Source organism: Pseudarthrobacter sp. ATCC 49987 (assembly GCF_009928425.1).
Taxonomy (GTDB): Bacteria; Actinomycetota; Actinomycetes; order Actinomycetales; family Micrococcaceae; genus Arthrobacter.
Genome location: NZ_JAABNS010000003.1, coordinates 36784 through 50769 on the forward strand (window position 1 = coordinate 36784; position 13986 = coordinate 50769).

The 13986-nt window shown below is 64.2% G+C and carries 12 protein-coding genes; 4 read left to right on the top strand and 8 right to left on the bottom strand.

The features are described 5' to 3' along the window. Positions 1 to 501 precede the first annotated feature (501 nt). The 4 genes from GXK59_RS19765 to GXK59_RS19780 all read right to left on the bottom strand — a co-directional run bounded on the left by GXK59_RS19765 (position 502) and on the right by GXK59_RS19780 (position 3813). Positions 502 to 1035, bottom strand: coding sequence for an NADPH-dependent FMN reductase (locus GXK59_RS19765; RefSeq protein WP_160669304.1), 534 nt, complete (start codon positions 1033 to 1035; stop codon positions 502 to 504). Positions 1036 to 1070: 35 nt separating this feature from the next. Beyond that, positions 1071 to 1883, bottom strand: a complete 813-nt coding sequence (locus tag GXK59_RS19770) for a carbon-nitrogen hydrolase family protein (protein ID WP_160669305.1) — start codon at positions 1881 to 1883, stop codon at positions 1071 to 1073. A 60-nt stretch (positions 1884 to 1943) separates the two neighbouring features. Continuing rightward, positions 1944 to 2600 carry a GntR family transcriptional regulator gene (locus tag GXK59_RS19775; RefSeq protein WP_160669306.1) on the bottom strand — a complete coding sequence of 219 codons (657 nt, stop codon included), beginning with the start codon at positions 2598 to 2600 and terminating at the stop codon, positions 1944 to 1946. Between the two features lie 130 nt (positions 2601 to 2730). Then, the gene (locus tag GXK59_RS19780) at positions 2731 to 3813 is read right to left on the bottom strand and encodes an LLM class flavin-dependent oxidoreductase (protein ID WP_160669307.1); all 1083 of its coding nucleotides are present in this window, start codon (positions 3811 to 3813) and stop codon (positions 2731 to 2733) included. Between the two features lie 536 nt (positions 3814 to 4349). Here GXK59_RS19780 and GXK59_RS19785 point away from each other — a divergent pair. After that, a protein-coding gene (locus GXK59_RS19785) for an IS3 family transposase (protein WP_160664497.1) occupies positions 4350 to 5512 on the top strand; the annotation gives its coding sequence in 2 pieces (ribosomal slippage) (positions 4350 to 4628 and positions 4631 to 5512; 1161 coding nt in all). Between the two features lie 24 nt (positions 5513 to 5536). On the opposite strand, the gene GXK59_RS19790 is transcribed toward GXK59_RS19785, so the two are convergent. Next, positions 5537 to 6187 carry a hypothetical protein gene (locus tag GXK59_RS19790; protein ID WP_160669308.1) on the bottom strand — a complete coding sequence of 217 codons (651 nt, stop codon included), beginning with the start codon at positions 6185 to 6187 and terminating at the stop codon, positions 5537 to 5539. A 182-nt stretch (positions 6188 to 6369) separates the two neighbouring features. Between GXK59_RS19790 and GXK59_RS19795 the strand changes: the two genes are divergently transcribed. The 3 genes from GXK59_RS19795 to GXK59_RS19805 all read left to right on the top strand — a co-directional run bounded on the left by GXK59_RS19795 (position 6370) and on the right by GXK59_RS19805 (position 9594). Further along, positions 6370 to 7461, top strand: coding sequence for a tyrosine-type recombinase/integrase (locus GXK59_RS19795; protein WP_160669309.1), 1092 nt, complete (start codon positions 6370 to 6372; stop codon positions 7459 to 7461). A gap of 4 nt (positions 7462 to 7465) precedes the next feature. Then, complete coding sequence (locus GXK59_RS19800; protein WP_011689820.1) at positions 7466 to 7816, top strand: helix-turn-helix domain-containing protein; 351 nt, start codon at positions 7466 to 7468, stop codon at positions 7814 to 7816. Between the two features lie 407 nt (positions 7817 to 8223). Beyond that, entirely contained in the window at positions 8224 to 9594 is a 1371-nt protein-coding gene (locus GXK59_RS19805; RefSeq protein WP_232223691.1) for a hypothetical protein, read from the top strand. A 59-nt stretch (positions 9595 to 9653) separates the two neighbouring features. Here the strand turns inward: GXK59_RS19805 and GXK59_RS19810 are convergent, their stop codons facing one another. The 3 genes from GXK59_RS19810 to GXK59_RS19820 all read right to left on the bottom strand — a co-directional run bounded on the left by GXK59_RS19810 (position 9654) and on the right by GXK59_RS19820 (position 13985). Next, a complete protein-coding gene (locus GXK59_RS19810) occupies positions 9654 to 11072 on the bottom strand; it encodes an ATP/GTP-binding protein (protein ID WP_160669350.1) in 1419 nt (472 codons plus the stop codon). 119 nt (positions 11073 to 11191) lie between these two features. Continuing rightward, on the bottom strand, positions 11192 to 12700 hold the full coding sequence (locus GXK59_RS19815; RefSeq protein ID WP_160669310.1) for an SCO6880 family protein: 1509 nt from the start codon (positions 12698 to 12700) through the stop codon (positions 11192 to 11194). Then, complete coding sequence (locus tag GXK59_RS19820; protein WP_160669311.1) at positions 12687 to 13985, bottom strand: type IV secretion system protein; 1299 nt, start codon at positions 13983 to 13985, stop codon at positions 12687 to 12689. The genes GXK59_RS19815 and GXK59_RS19820 overlap by 14 nt, the downstream gene beginning before the upstream one ends. Position 13986 lies beyond the last annotated feature (1 nt).

The following is a 13986-nucleotide window of genomic DNA, read 5'->3' on the forward strand; positions in this document are numbered from 1 at the left end:
TGATGCTATTAGGGTGTGGCGTTGTGGGGCTTGCCCTGTAGGCATGGGGTACGCGTTCACGGGGCCGGGCCGTGGGGCTGCCGGCAGAGGCGCGGTGCCGGCCGTAGGACACGGACGCCCAGCGGAGGCTGCGTCTCTAATGAGGGCCACCCTGCGCGGGGATGTGCGTTCGGCACTGATGGTGACGATGCGCAGCAGGTAGCTTGTTTCGTCCGTCGGACAAGGTCCGCTGCAGCAGGAAGCACGATCGGGCCCCTTCACCTCCTCAATGACGAGGTCCTGCACCCCGTCCGGAGGGATCCACCCTCAGCAAGTGGGCCACGCTTGGTGGTGAAAATCTTTTCGGCATCCATGTCTGCGGGCGTGTTCCGGCGACAGATATATGTGAGGAGGTGGTTATCAACCGTCGGGGCTTCCTGTGGGCGGAGGATGGGGGCCCAGCCCAGGGACACTTCCATGGTTCTGTCGAGTGACATGTTTCTTTTCCCGGCTCTGTGGTGGTCAGGCAACCGGCGTGGACACCGAGGCGGCGACGTTGGCGACACGGCTGAGATTGGCGGCGTACTCAGCGGCCGCCTGCTCGGTGATTTCGTCCAGGTGCTCCATCTGGCTGGACACAAAGTAGAAGCCGCGGCCCGGGACGACCGCGCCGAGTTCGACCAGAAGTGGTGCGAGGCTTACCGACGGACCCATGGCGTGGGTGAGATCGCCTCCGGTATGGACGGGAATTGCCGTCACCCCGGACAGGCCATTCGTCGGATACCTGTCCAAGAAGGCCTTGAGAAGACCCGTGTAGGTGGCCTTGTAAGTGGGCGATGCGAAGACCACGAAGTCGCTCTCCGCGACGCGGGCGTTCAAAGCCGCCATCTCCTCCGACGGCCACGCGAAAATCTCCGCCGTGTGGTCGGCCAGATCGATGATCTCGAGCCGGTAACTGCCGGGCGCGAGGAGCTTCTCGACGAGGCTCTTCGCTACTTCCAGGGTCCGCGACTTGGGTTTGGGGTTGCCTACGACGATTGTTGCCTTTAGTGTCACTGTTTGTTTCTCACTTCTTCCTAGTCAGTACGTAGTTACGGCTTAGCCGAGCCCTGGAAATGGCGGGCGTTGGCCAGCACTGGAAGTTTTCCGCGGACGTCGTTGACCTGTGACGGGTCGATGTCGACAACGATCAGTTCAGGCTTGCCCCCAAGTTTCGCTAGTTCGGTTCCCAGCGGAGAGATCACCGCGCTGCGGCCGATCCCGGTGGGAGCAGCGCCCGCGGAGCCGGCACCGATAGTTTCGGGGTCCCCTTGGCCGCAGGCGACCACGAAAGTCGTGCTGTCCAGTGCGCGGGCCCGGACCAGCAGGTCCCACTGCTCAGCCTTACCTTCACCCGCACCCCATGAGGCACACACGATATTGACCTGGGCTCCCGCTCTGGCGTTGGCCGAAAACAGGGCCGGGAAGCGCACGTCATAGCAGGTGGCCAAGCCGAAAACCGTCCCCTTGAATTCAAAGGTCACAGGCCCCTCGCCGGCGTCGACGCTTTCCGACTCTTCGAAGCCGAAGGCATCGAAGAGGTGGACCTTGTCGTACGAGGTATCAACCCCCGGTCCTGCGACCAGCAAGGTGTTCCGTACCCGTCCGCCCTGTCCGGGCGTGAACATTCCGGCCACGACCACAATGCCCAGTTCCTCGGCGATCCCGCGCATTTGCTCGGCCCAGGGACCGTCAAGAGGCTCAGCGACATCGGCCAGGGAGTGACCAAAAGCCCGCATGACTGCCTCGGGAAACACGACGAGCTCGGCCCCGGCCGCTTTGGCTTCGGCGGCATAGTCCCGGACAAGATCGAGGTTTTCGGCCGGGTCGGCGCCGCTGATGATCTGGGCGACTGCGAGACGCATGGAAGAGCTCCCATCTGTTGTGTGCAATTTGGGGTGTCAAAGGGGACGGAAGTATGCCGGTCAGGTTCGCAGCAGGACGTTCCGGAGGGCGGTGAGATGTTCATCGATCGCCTTTTGCGCCTGAACGACATCGCCTGCCACTAGGGCGTCGAGAATGTCCTGATGTTCGGTGCATACGGCGTTGCGGCGCCCGATGGTTCGGCACACGGCCGAGACTCCCGCCAGGGTTTGCCGGACTTGGAGGTTGCTGTACGTACGGGATATCAATTCGCTTCCGGCGGCGTCGATGAGTTGTTGGTGGAACAACGTGCCAAGCCGGATGAAATGGAGGGCAGACTCCGGGTCGTCGTTGTCCGGGACAGCCTTCTGGAGGTCGAGTGTGTCCTGCATCCGGTCTGCGGGAACCCGCTGTTCGCTAATGATCAGCCGGGAGGCATGGCCTTCCAGGAGGCTGCGAAGTTCCATGAGTTCGGAAATTTCCCTGCCGGAGATTGCTGGCACGTAGGCGCCACGTTGTGGGATCAGCTCGACCAGTCCCTCGGAGACTAGAAGCATGAGTGCTTCGCGTACCGGGGTGCGGGAAATGCCGAGGTCGGCGGCGAGGTCCGCTTCCTTAAGGAATTGACCCTGTAATTCGGGATCAGTTAGGACACTTTCGCGCAGGTGCACATACGCCTTGTCACGGCCGGATGTAGCCGTGCCCGAGATCTTACCCATACCGAGGCCTTTAAGTACGTGACGGATAGATACAAGCCCTACCGGAGGCCAGCCGGGAACTTCCAAGGCTGATCCTGTCGGGCGACGTCGTCGCCGCGACAGGACCAGCCTGGCAGTGGATGTCGGTCTCTTAGGCGGGCTGGAGCGCGGCAAGCTTTTCGCGGACGAGCGGCAGGACCTTCTCGCCGAAAATCTTGATATCCGGCACGTAGTCCACAAACGTCATGAGCACGCCCGCCGCACCCGTATCACGCTCCATCGTGGCGATCTGCTCAGCCACGTTCTCGTAGGAGCCGTGAAGTACCGGGAAGCTCATGAAGGTCAAGTTGCCCTCTTCAGCAGGCGCAGTAAGCCCGGCGACAAAGTGTTCGCTGGTGCCTCCGGTCTGAGGGTCGAGAGAGGCGCTGCCAGCAACGTTTTTGAGTGCTTCCAAGTCACGACCGTCAATGATGTGCTGAGTCTTTGCGAGTGCCTCTTCGTCGGTCTCCGCGGCGATAACCGTAAAGAGAGCATAGCTGCCGACTGAACGCCCGACCCGCGCTGCTTCCTCGTTCATCGGCTTTGTGATCTGTGGCAAGAGCGCACGGTCGGCAAAGACGAAATTGTAGTCGCCGTGGTGCGCGGTGTACTCCTGACCCTTCTTTGACTGTCCGGCGGTAACGATGGGGAGTTCACGACCGGAGCTCGGCAGGCACGTCGCGTCCTGAATGTCGAAGAAATCACCCTTGAACGTAGTGCGGCCGTCTCGCCAGAGGCCACGCATGATCTGTACGTACTCCGCTGCATAGTCGTAGCGCCTGTCGTAGTAGTCGTCGCCTGGCCATAGGCCCATGGGGTCGTATTCAGGGCGGTTCCAGCCTGTTACAAGATTCACGCCTCCCCGGCCCTTGGCAATCTCATCGAAGGTCGCAAGCTGGCGGGCGGCAATGACCGGAGGGATACCGAGGATCGGAACCGTGGCGAATACATCGATCTTGCTGGTGTGGGCGGCGATGCCGGTAGCCAGGATGACCGAGTCGAGGCAACCATCCCAGTAACCGGTCTTGCCGCCAAAACCGCGATATTTGATCATCGAGAGGACAAAATCGAGACCGATGTTCTCGACCTCCTGGGCGATCTCCAGGCAGTGTTCAAAGGAGGGCTCGTACTGCGGCGCGTTTTCGGAAATGATGTATCCGTTTTGGCCATTCGGAAGGAAGACTCCGAGTTTCATTGCTACTTCTCCAATTTCATTGTTGGTGGATTGCGTGCGTCATGTTTGATGAACGCATGCGATTAGCTGGATCGTCCGTGAGGACAGGCGCGGCCGGCAATCGTTGGACTCGCATAGCTACCTGCGCCGGGCTTCGGCCTATACCGGGCTTGTACCGGCCTCCATCGGGGCATGCAGGGCGCTGTGCTGCCTGAGTGCTCCGCGCAGAGCTGCGTACAGGCCGCTGGCTACAACCACGGTTGCGATTGGGCCCCAGGTCGCACCCCAGGGGAAAGCACTGGTGAGAAAAATACCAATCACGGTGGCCACAGCCCAGGCGATCAGGCCCGGGTAGTGGACCTGCCGGTAGTGCTCGTCTCCGAGCAACCCGTGTTCTTCCTTCTGTGTCCGGTTGAGAAGAATGTGCGTGAGGGCGATTGAGACCCACCCGCTGACCAGAACTCCCTGCCAGGCCAAAGCAAGGAGGGGACTGCTGAAGGTTTGATTGACACTTTGCCTGTGAGGATTTGATCCTTGCGGGTGGAAGGATGTTCATCATGCCCAAAGCCTTTCCCGAAGAATTCCGCCGCGATGTCGTCGCGGTTGCCCGCAAGGGCGAAGCGCCCATCATCCAGATCGCCAAGGACTTCGGTGTCTCGCCCGCTGCCCTGCACCGCTGGATGAAGATCGCCGACAGAGAAGACGGCGTGAAGTCCGGGGCGGTGTCCGATGACGCCGCGAAGTTGCGGGAGGCCAACAAACGCATCCGGCTCCTGGAACAGGAAGCCGAAGTCATGCGCCGTGCCGTGGCCTACTTGTCCCGGGACATCAACCCAAAAAAATGATGTACCCGCTGGTCCGCGAGCTGGCTGCCAGGGACGCCCCGATCCGGGTTCCCGTGGCAGTGTCCTGCCGGGTACTGAATTTCTCCAGACAGGCCTACTACCAGTGGGCCGCCAATCCCGTCCCGGCCCGGGACTGGGAAGAAGCGCATCTGATCAACGCCGCCATCGATCACCACCGGGACGATCCTGCCTTCGGATACCGGTTCATCGCCGATGAGATCAACGCCGGTCCCGGCCCTGGGGCCAGTGAACGCCGGATCTGGCGGCTGTGCTCGGAGAACGGCATCCTCTCGGTGATCCACCGCCGGCGCCGGTCAGGGCTCAAGGCCGGCCCGCCGGTCCACGATGACCTCGTCGAACGGGACTTCAGCGCCACGGCACCGAACCGGAAATGGCTCACGGACATCACCGAGCACCACACCGGGGAGGGCAAGCTGTACCTGTGCGCGATCAAGGACCTTCACTCAAACCGGATCGTCGGGTACTCGATGGACGGGCGGATGAAAGCGTCCCTGGCCGTCGCCGCCCTGGACCACGCCGTGGCCCTCAGGAAACCGGCGGGCACGGTGGTCCACTCGGACAGAGGGTCCCAGTTCAGATCCAGAAAGTTCGTCCTGGCCCTGAACACCTACGGCCTGAACGGATCGATGGGCCGGGTAGGGGCATGCGGTGACAATGCAGCGATGGAATCGTTCTTCTCCCTGCTGCAAAAGAACGTCCTGAACCGGAAACGATGGGAGACCCGGGCCGAGCTCCGGCTGGCCATCACGACCTGGATCGAGCGCAGCTACCACCGCAAACGCCGTCAACGTGCCCTCGGACGGCTGACACCAATCGAGTTTGAGACAATAAAAAACGCGGCCTCAGCCGCGTAAGAAATTATCAACCCCAGCTGTCAACTAAACCTTCAGCAGTCCCAACCTCTTTAAGCCGGCTTTGTCACGGGGTGAACGGGGAGGGAATACGCCTTGGAATTTTGCGGCGATGAACCAATCGACCGTACCCATGGGTTTTTTCCTGGTGAAACCAGGGTGTGAGGCGGCTCGTTCGAATGTCGATCCCCATCGGCGGTTGGCGGCTGAGGCTACAGGCTCGACCCTGATATAAGTACCGTCCGGTGTCCTTGCTTTGTTCCTTAGATGATCCACGTCGTAGCCGATTGCTGCGAGAGAAGAGCCTCCCCGGTATCCGTGATGTTCCCGAAGAAATGACATAAAAGCACGCAAATAGCCACTGTATTCATTGCGTACCCAAAGAGACCGTGACGGGCGCGGATCCGACCCCTGGTGGGTGACAACCAGGACATCGTCCGGGTTGAATGAGGGCAGCGCTGACTTTACGCCAAAATGGCTCGTGCCGTCTTCAGATTTCCCCAATATCTTGTGCATGCGTTCAGCGGGAGCATAGACCGTCACAAGGCCCCATCGATGCCAGAGCTCAGAAAAGGCTGCCCGTCGATCTGCACAAATTGCTTCAAGTTCGCGGTCAGCAGGGTTGTTGCTGGTGAAAGGGTTCCACGCGGATGTGCTGGACAGCTCGGTAGGTCTCATCAGTTTCCCCCTTCTATCTCTATTCGCTCAGGTTCGTTGGCCTGTTCTGCGGCCGGGATTCGCGTTTGAGCAGGTGATTTCGGTTCGGAGCCCCTTGGGGCCCGAACCGACGAACCATCGACGAGAGTGACGGTTTGGGCGTAATGTCGACGCATGCTCGCTCCTTCTGAAGTTGGTAGCTGATGGTGCTGGTGGCGTTGCCCGGTGGCGGCGCCATGGATCCGGCGTTCTGGAGTGTGCAGGCGGCCGAGGATTTCGAGCAGGAGATCGTTGACCAGTACGCGCTGGCGATGGCAGCGGCTGGTTTGAGCGATCCGCATATCCGCAATACCCGGGCGACGATTATTGAATTCGCCCGGTCGGTGACGGGCCCGCTGTGGGCGGCGACCTGCCAGGACGCCGACCGCTTCCTGGCCGAACAGCGCAGGCTGGGTCGCAGTGTGAGCACCAGAGCCGGCAAGGCCGGGACGCTGGCGCTGTTTTACGAGTTCATGATCAGCCGTTACCAGGGCCGGATCCATCGGGTGGCCGGGGTACTGGTCGAGCAGCCCATCGATGAGTTCAACCGCCAGTCCGGGGCGTCGCTGGGCAACGTCAGAGTGCCGCCGTCCGATGCCGAGATCGACGCGTTCTTTAGTTGTTGGCGGCACTCGATCCCGCAGGCCCGCAAGTATCTGCCCGCCGCGCGGGACTACTTCGCTGCCTCGCTGTGGCGTCGGCTGGGGTTGCGGATCAACGAGACGGTGATGCTCGACATCCGGGACTGGCGCCCGGACCTGGGCGGGTTCGGCAAGCTCCACGTCCGGTTCGGCAAGGGAGCACAGGGCCGTGGCCCGAAGCCGCGTCTGGTACCCGCGATCAACGGCGCGGCCGAGCTGATCGACTGGTGGCTGGGCGAGGTCCGACACCAGTACGGCGAGGACTGGGGCGACCCCGACGCACCCCTGCTCCCCTCGGAGCGGTTCGACCGCGAGCTGGGACGATGCGGCCGGGTCGGTGGCAACGCGCTGCGGCGCAGCCTGGGCTTGCAGGTCGAGCAGTGGTTGCCGGCCTGGTCGGGACGGATGACGCCCCACGTTCTGCGGCATTACTGCGCCTCCTCGCTCTACGGGGCCGGAATGGACATCAAAGCGCTTCAAGAGCTGCTGGGGCATCAGTGGCTCTCGACTACCTCGGGTTACATCCACGTGCGCAGCGAGCACGTCGAGCTGGCCTGGAAGAACGCCAATGAGCGGGTCGAATCCCGCTTCGCAACCACACAGAAGGAAGGATGATGCCGTGCTGTGGAATCTGCGGATCAGAGCCGCCGAACGCGGGGTCTGGAAGTCAGCGCAGATGCGCCGGATGCTCGCCGATGCCGGGCTGGAGATCAGCGCCGGGAAGATGTCCTCGTGGTGGGCCGGGACACCGGCGACGATGAGACTCGAAGAGCTCGACGTGCTCTGCTCAGTGTTGAAGTGCACGCCGACGGACCTGATGAGCCCCGAGCCGGACAAGGTCGCGGCACGTCGTCCACGCGCCACCGAGACCGTCAACGGCGATGACCAGGGCCACGGCGCCGGCAATGGCGGGGCATCGCCGGTCGTCACGCCGAGATTCGGCAAGCCGCGGTCCGAACCGCCCCTATAGGCAGGGCTGTTGTGAGTCCTGCCCCGGGCCCGACGGCGCCGCTGCGGCCGCCATCGATGTGCCCCCGCTGCCAAATCAACCGTGTCGCCTGGACCTTCCCTCGGGTGGACTATTGCTATGTCTGCCTTCCCGGCGGGCCGTTCATTGCACCGCCGTGCTCCAAGTGCGGAACCGACATGGGCTACTTCAGCCAGGGCATGTGTGCCGGCTGCCATCCCGGCAGCCCACAATACCCAGGCTCGTGCAAGGACTGTCTGGCGTGGGGTGTCTACCGCCGCTACAAGTGGACGTGCTGGCCGTGTCGATGGTGGCGTTCCCACTACCCGGAAGGAGTCTGCGACTTCTGCGGGCGCGCCGCCCGTGTCGGAGAGCGGCGGGCCTGCCGGCTGTGTCTGGAGCAGGCCCGAATGGTCCAGGAGCCCGGACACGGCCTGGACCTGGCCGGCGCGAATAGGGATGGCCACCAGCTCTTCTTCGCCAACATGAGCTTCCACCGCCGCGGAGCACCACACTTGAGCCCGGACCAGCGCGCCCCATGGAAACGGCGGGACAAGAACAACCCGCCCGGCCCCGGATCTGCTGCCGACCACGGCGGGCAGATGACGTTGTTCGATATGGCGCCCGATCCCGCCGTCGTCGCAGCGCGTCTCCGCCTCGAAGAAAGGGACCTGACCCGCTACTGCGCCGCCATCGTCCGTGAACACGCCGAGAGGGCCGGCTGGAGCAAGCGGCAACGCAACGACGTAACCCGCTCGCTGCGGCTGCTGCAGGGTTTCCGGCTCAGCCCGACCGCGAAGATCCGCGCCACCGACGTCCTCCAGCTGCGCCAATACTCCGGCAACGTCCTCTCCACGATCGACGTGCTGGCCGCGGCCGGCCTGCTCATCGAGGACCGGCCGACCCGGCTCGAACGCTACTTCGCTGCCAAGACCAGCACCCTGCCACCGGTCATGAAGGACCAGCTCGAGGTGTGGCTGCAGGTCCTGACCAACGGCGCCCACCAGGCGCCACGGCAGATCCCGCGCGACCCACAGACCATCAGGGCGCACATCATGGGCATCGAACCCATCATCCACGCCTGGGCCGGAGCAGGCCTCCAATCCTTCGCCGAGGTCACCCGCACCGACATCACAGCCGCGCTGGACGAAACGACGGCCCGCCGCCACATCGCCGGGAACGGACTCAAGTCGCTCTTCACGACCCTCAAAGGCCGCCGGCTCATCTTCGCCAATCCGACCCGCGGGATGAAGGCGTCCCCGAAGGCCAGCACTATCCCTCTCGCCCTGGACGCCGCAGCGATCCGCGAGGAGCTGAACTCCCCGAAGCCGGTCGTCGCCCTCGCGGTTGCCTTGGTCGCCTTCCACGCACTGACCAAGAAACAGCTCAGCGAGCTGCGCCTCACCGACATCAGCGACGGACACCTGGTACTCGGCACCCGCGACATTCCGCTGGCCGCGCCCGTGCGCACCCGCCTGGCAGCCTGGCTCGACCAGCGCAACCGAACCTGGCCAGGCAGTGCCAACCCGCACCTGCTCATCAACCGGCGTACGGCGCCCCGGCTCCTGCCCGTCAGCCGGCAGTACCCCTGGACCGGATTGACGCTGCGGCCCCAGGCGCTGCGCGAGGACCGAATCCTCCACGAGATCCACGCCACCGGCGGCGACATCCGCCGCATCTGCGACCTGTTCGGGCTCAGCGTCGAAGGCGCCACCCGCTACCTCAACACCGTCGAGCACCCCGACCTCACCCTTGAAGGCGAACAGGTTCCCCGAACCTGAGCACCCACACCCGCTGCAACCCCCGGGCATGCTCAAGTTCCCGCCAAAAGCGTCAAAATTCACGCGAACTTCTCAACGTTTTCACGCCACTTCCCCTCCGTGTCGTTGACTCCATCCGGGCCTTGCTCCAAAGATGTCAGTCCCACCAGGACCGGGATCCCGGGCCGGCCACCGACCTTGATCAGGAACTTCCCACGTCCGGGAGGTTCGACGTCGAGCCCGCGTGAGTCCCAGGCGGGCGGGTCCTGCCAGGAGATGAGCTTCTGCTGCTCCTGCCGGGACAGCGGAATGGCCGAGGTCAGCAACGGCATCTCGGAGGCCGGGAGGCCACCGCAGATCACCATGCCGGAGCGTTCCACGAATCCGCGGGCTTTCATCCGGTCCTCTTCCGCCGGCAGCGCCAGCAGGTCGGACATGGTGTGGGAAATCATGATCTGACCGACACCGACGGAGCGGTTCAACCGGGTCAGGGCGTCCACCCGGTCCACCATGCCTTTACCGGCGCGCAGCGCCCGCCACAGCTCATCCAGGACCACGAAGTAGTTCCGGCGCGGTTCCAGGCCGGCGTCCGCGAGGGCGTTGGCGACGTTGACGGTGCCGAAGCCGTAGGACCAGCACGCGAGCAGAATGGCAGCTTGGAGGTCGGTTTCGGTCTCGTCAATGCTGGAGACATCGAAGACCACGGCGCGGTCGCGCATCATGGGGTTGGTGGTGTGTCGGGAGAAGATTTCTCCGAGCTTCCCGCCGCCGGTCAGGCCCAGCAGGGTTGCTTCCAGTGCCCGGGTTTCCTGCAGGTAGACGTCCATGTCGCCGCGGTCCAAAGCGACCTGCCGCAGCTCGTCCGGTGCGGAGATGATCACGTCCAGAAGGTCCTTGAGGACCGGGACGCCGTCGAACCGGTCATCGAGGACCCGCAGGGCCCGGTCCAGGATCGTCTGTTCCTGATCGGTGGGCGGGTTGTTCCGGCTGATCGTGATCAGGGAGACAACCATGGTCAGGCGCCGGCCGTGCGCGTCAGCGCGGACCCGGGTCGCGTCCTCATGGTGGCCGCTGTCTTCGAGCAGCTGCGCGGCTTCGACGGCCTGGCCGGGATCGAGGATGTTCAGGTAGCCCACTCCCCGGCCGAGCCTGATGACCTGGCCGCCGAGAGCCTGGACCGCTTTGACGTGCTCGCCTTTCAAATCCCCGAGGATCAGAGGGTGAACACCCTGGGCGGAGAGCCCGATGAACATCCGGCGCACCACGGTGGACTTGCCCAGCCCCGGCTTGCCCAGGATGAACGCGGACGGATTGGAAATCAGCCGCGCCCGCTGGAACCAGCTGATCGGGTCACAGCAGACCGTGGCCTGGGTCTCCTCATGGCGTCCGAGCGGGACGCCGATCATGGGCGAGGACGCCCCGGAGGAAAACGGCCACAGCCCGCAGACCTGGACCGTGGTTCCCCGGTATTCCTTCACGGACGGCACGAGGGCGGCCATGCCGCCGCCGCGCCCGGTCCAGCCCCGGGCAGAGGGCCCGGGCTGACGCTGTGCCGTCTCACCCTTCTTCTTGGGCGCACCCTTTACTGTCTTTGACGTCAAAAAGTCCTTGAGAGCCACTAGAGCGCATCCTTGATTTCGGAGGGCAGGAGGCTGTGCTTGGGAAGGACCAGACCCAGCGGCAGGGACGCGGCGAACGCGGTGTCCTGGGCGCCGTAGGCCCGGCGCAGCAGCACCCGGGCGGTGCCCGAGGTCTGTTCCACGGCGGCCACGGCATCGGCGAGGCGTTCCTTGTCGGTCACGGTGGCCGTGACGACCATGCCGAAGTTCACCAGCCCGGCACCCTGGGCTTCTTCCTGGGCGGTCTGCACGGCGGAGCGGGCATCGACCAGGGCACGGGCGGACGGGCGGCCCCCGGAGGTGATGCGGACGTTGGCGTTGTTCTGGTCCCGCTCGACCACGGCCGCGGCCCGGGCCGAATCCATCGGCCGGTAGAGCAGGGAAACGCGCTTGCGGTCGATGTCCCCGTGCGGGGCCAGCAGCCGGGACAGGACCGAGGAGTTCACCGAACCGCGCGGGGCACCTGTCATGGTCCATGAGACGGAGAACGCACTGTCGTGCCGGTAGTCATCCCAAGACGCCTGCGTCGCGGAGGGGCCGACTTCGCCCCAGGTCAAGGAAACCGGGGAGCCGGCGGAGTGCGCTTCGTCAATGATCAGCGCGGCGGGCGGATCGTAGGCGATCCGGACGACCTCGCAGAGTTCCTGCGCGGACATCGGACGGGCGATCCCGGCACCGGTGGACTGCAGCCGGGCCGACAGCCCGGGGATCCGGGACGCGAGGTCCCGGGCCACATCTTCAGGTGTGCGCTTCTTCGATCCTGCCCGCAGGGAGGCGTAGAAGGACAGGGACACCCAGGCCCGGACCGTGGCCGACCCTTCCGGATACGTGTTCACGACCTCGTTGAGCACGTCTTTGGCAAACTCCGGGGCGTTCGGGTCGATGTTCATCATGACCTCATTGCGGAGCCGGTAGCCCGAATCCGGTGCGGTCTCCACCGTCACCGCGGCGGCGTCCAGACCCGCTTCATCCCCGAGGCCGGCGAGCCAGCCGCCCCAGTTCGCCACCCACGCATCAACCTGCTCCGGGTCCACCAAGGACGCACCGTCGGGTTCGGTGGAGAAGATCACGGTGTAATGGCTGGTGGAAGGCACATGCAGGAGGGCGAACGGGCGCTTGTAGGAGTCGGTGAATTCATACAGGGTGGACTTCGCCGCGAGGCCCGGGAGCTGGTACATGCCCCAGGCCGTGACCCCGAGGGGGCCGGAACGGTAGAGGTTCGTTCCGGAGGACTTGGCGAGACGGAAGCTCATCCGGGTTCCGAACCGGTCAACAACGGACTGGCCGTGCTTGTCCTTGACCGTCAGCAGCAGGGCGGCCGCCCCGGCGACGGCCAGGACAGCAAGGCCCGGGAGCAGGCCCCAGATGGCGAAACTGATGATGCCCAGCAACAACCCGGCCATGACAATGCCGGTGCCGATAGCTCCGAGGTTGCCCAGCCCGGCCGAGCGCGGGACGCGCCAGTTGCCGTAGGACGGTTCCTTGTATTCGGTATTAATTGCTGCCACTGGGGCCCTCCGCTGTTTCTGATTGGCCGGTTGAATCCTGCGCGGTCTGTTGTGCGGCCCGGGAAACCCTGGACGCTGCTTGTGCTCCTGCGGCGATGGCCATGCCGGCCGGGCCGGCGGCTGACGCTGCACCCGACGCGGCGCCTGCACTGCCGGCGGCAGCTCCTGCCCCTGCACCAGTAGTGCCTGCTGCGCCGGCTGTGGCGGCGCTGGTGGCCCCGCCCGGACCGGTCGCTCCGGGTGTGGGCTGGCCGCCATTGCCCCGGGGTCCGGTTGTTCCGGTGCTGCCCTTCGGAGATACAGCTGACTGGTTGGTTTGTGTGCTGGCCGGTGTCGGGGCGGAGTTGCCTTTACCGCTCCCGCTGCGGCCCATGGAGACGGCGCCTGTGGCCATGGCCCCCACGGCAGCCCCTGCTCCTGCTCCCCCGCCGGACGCGACCGCCCCCACCATCGGGGTGACGAAACGCATCAGCGCCGGCAAAGCGAACAGCGCGACGATCATCAACGTGAAGCCCGTGATGGAAGTGATCAATGAATCCTTCCCGCTGTTGTTACCCATGAGGAGGAATGCGACCGAGTAGACAATGGCTGCGGCAGGTTTGTAGAGGATGAACGCGATAGTCCAGCCAACTGCTTTCTGGAACCATTGCCGTCCCATCTCGGTGTTGGTGAAAGCTGCGGTGGTGGGCAGGATGCCCGCGAGGATCACCAGCATGCCGCTGCGGACCACCATCAGAACGATCTGGACGAGGGAGGCAATCAGACCGATCAAGCCCAGAACGATGAGGATGAACACGCCAACCCCTGTCTGGCCGGACACGACCAGGAGGCTCATCGACTCGGCAAAGCCCTTACCGTCCGTGGAACGCTTGATGATCTCGGCCGAGAAAGCATCTGCGGCGATGACCAGGATCGAGATGACTCCGAGGCCAAGCCCCGAGACCAGGGCCAGCGTGATGAGGGACCGGAGCAGATCCTTGAGCGGTGCTCCGCGTTGTTCCCAGATCATCCGGATGCCACCGAGAATGACCGCGAGGACCGCCAGCGTCAGAGTCCAGACCATCAATTCGCTGTTCACCACCGAGACGACGGGACTCGGCGTCGCACCGTCAGAGCTGGCCAGGTTCACCGTGGGCATGGACACCCAGAAAGTCGACAGAGTCGTCACCATCTGGCTCATGCCCTCCATGATCGAATTCGCCAGGTTTGTTATGGCGTCGTCAACTGCTCCGGCTGCGATGTTCCCCGCGACGCACGTCAGCTCCCCCCATTTGCACTCAGCCATC

Coding starts and splice junctions, on each gene's coding strand:
- GXK59_RS19770 (WP_160669305.1), bottom strand. CDS start 1,883: ATGCGTCTCGCAGTCGCCCAGATCATCAGCGGCGCCGACCCGGCCGAA.
- GXK59_RS19775 (WP_160669306.1), bottom strand. CDS start 2,600: ATGGGTAAGATCTCGGGCACGGCTACATCCGGCCGTGACAAGGCGTAT.
- GXK59_RS19780 (WP_160669307.1), bottom strand. CDS start 3,813: ATGAAACTCGGAGTCTTCCTTCCGAATGGCCAAAACGGATACATCATT.
- GXK59_RS19790 (WP_160669308.1), bottom strand. CDS start 6,187: ATGAGACCTACCGAGCTGTCCAGCACATCCGCGTGGAACCCTTTCACC.
- GXK59_RS19795 (WP_160669309.1), top strand. CDS start 6,370: ATGGTGCTGGTGGCGTTGCCCGGTGGCGGCGCCATGGATCCGGCGTTC.
- GXK59_RS19805 (WP_232223691.1), top strand. CDS start 8,224: ATGGTCCAGGAGCCCGGACACGGCCTGGACCTGGCCGGCGCGAATAGG.
- GXK59_RS19810 (WP_160669350.1), bottom strand. CDS start 11,072: ATGGCCGCCCTCGTGCCGTCCGTGAAGGAATACCGGGGAACCACGGTC.
- GXK59_RS19820 (WP_160669311.1), bottom strand. CDS start 13,985: ATGGCTGAGTGCAAATGGGGGGAGCTGACGTGCGTCGCGGGGAACATC.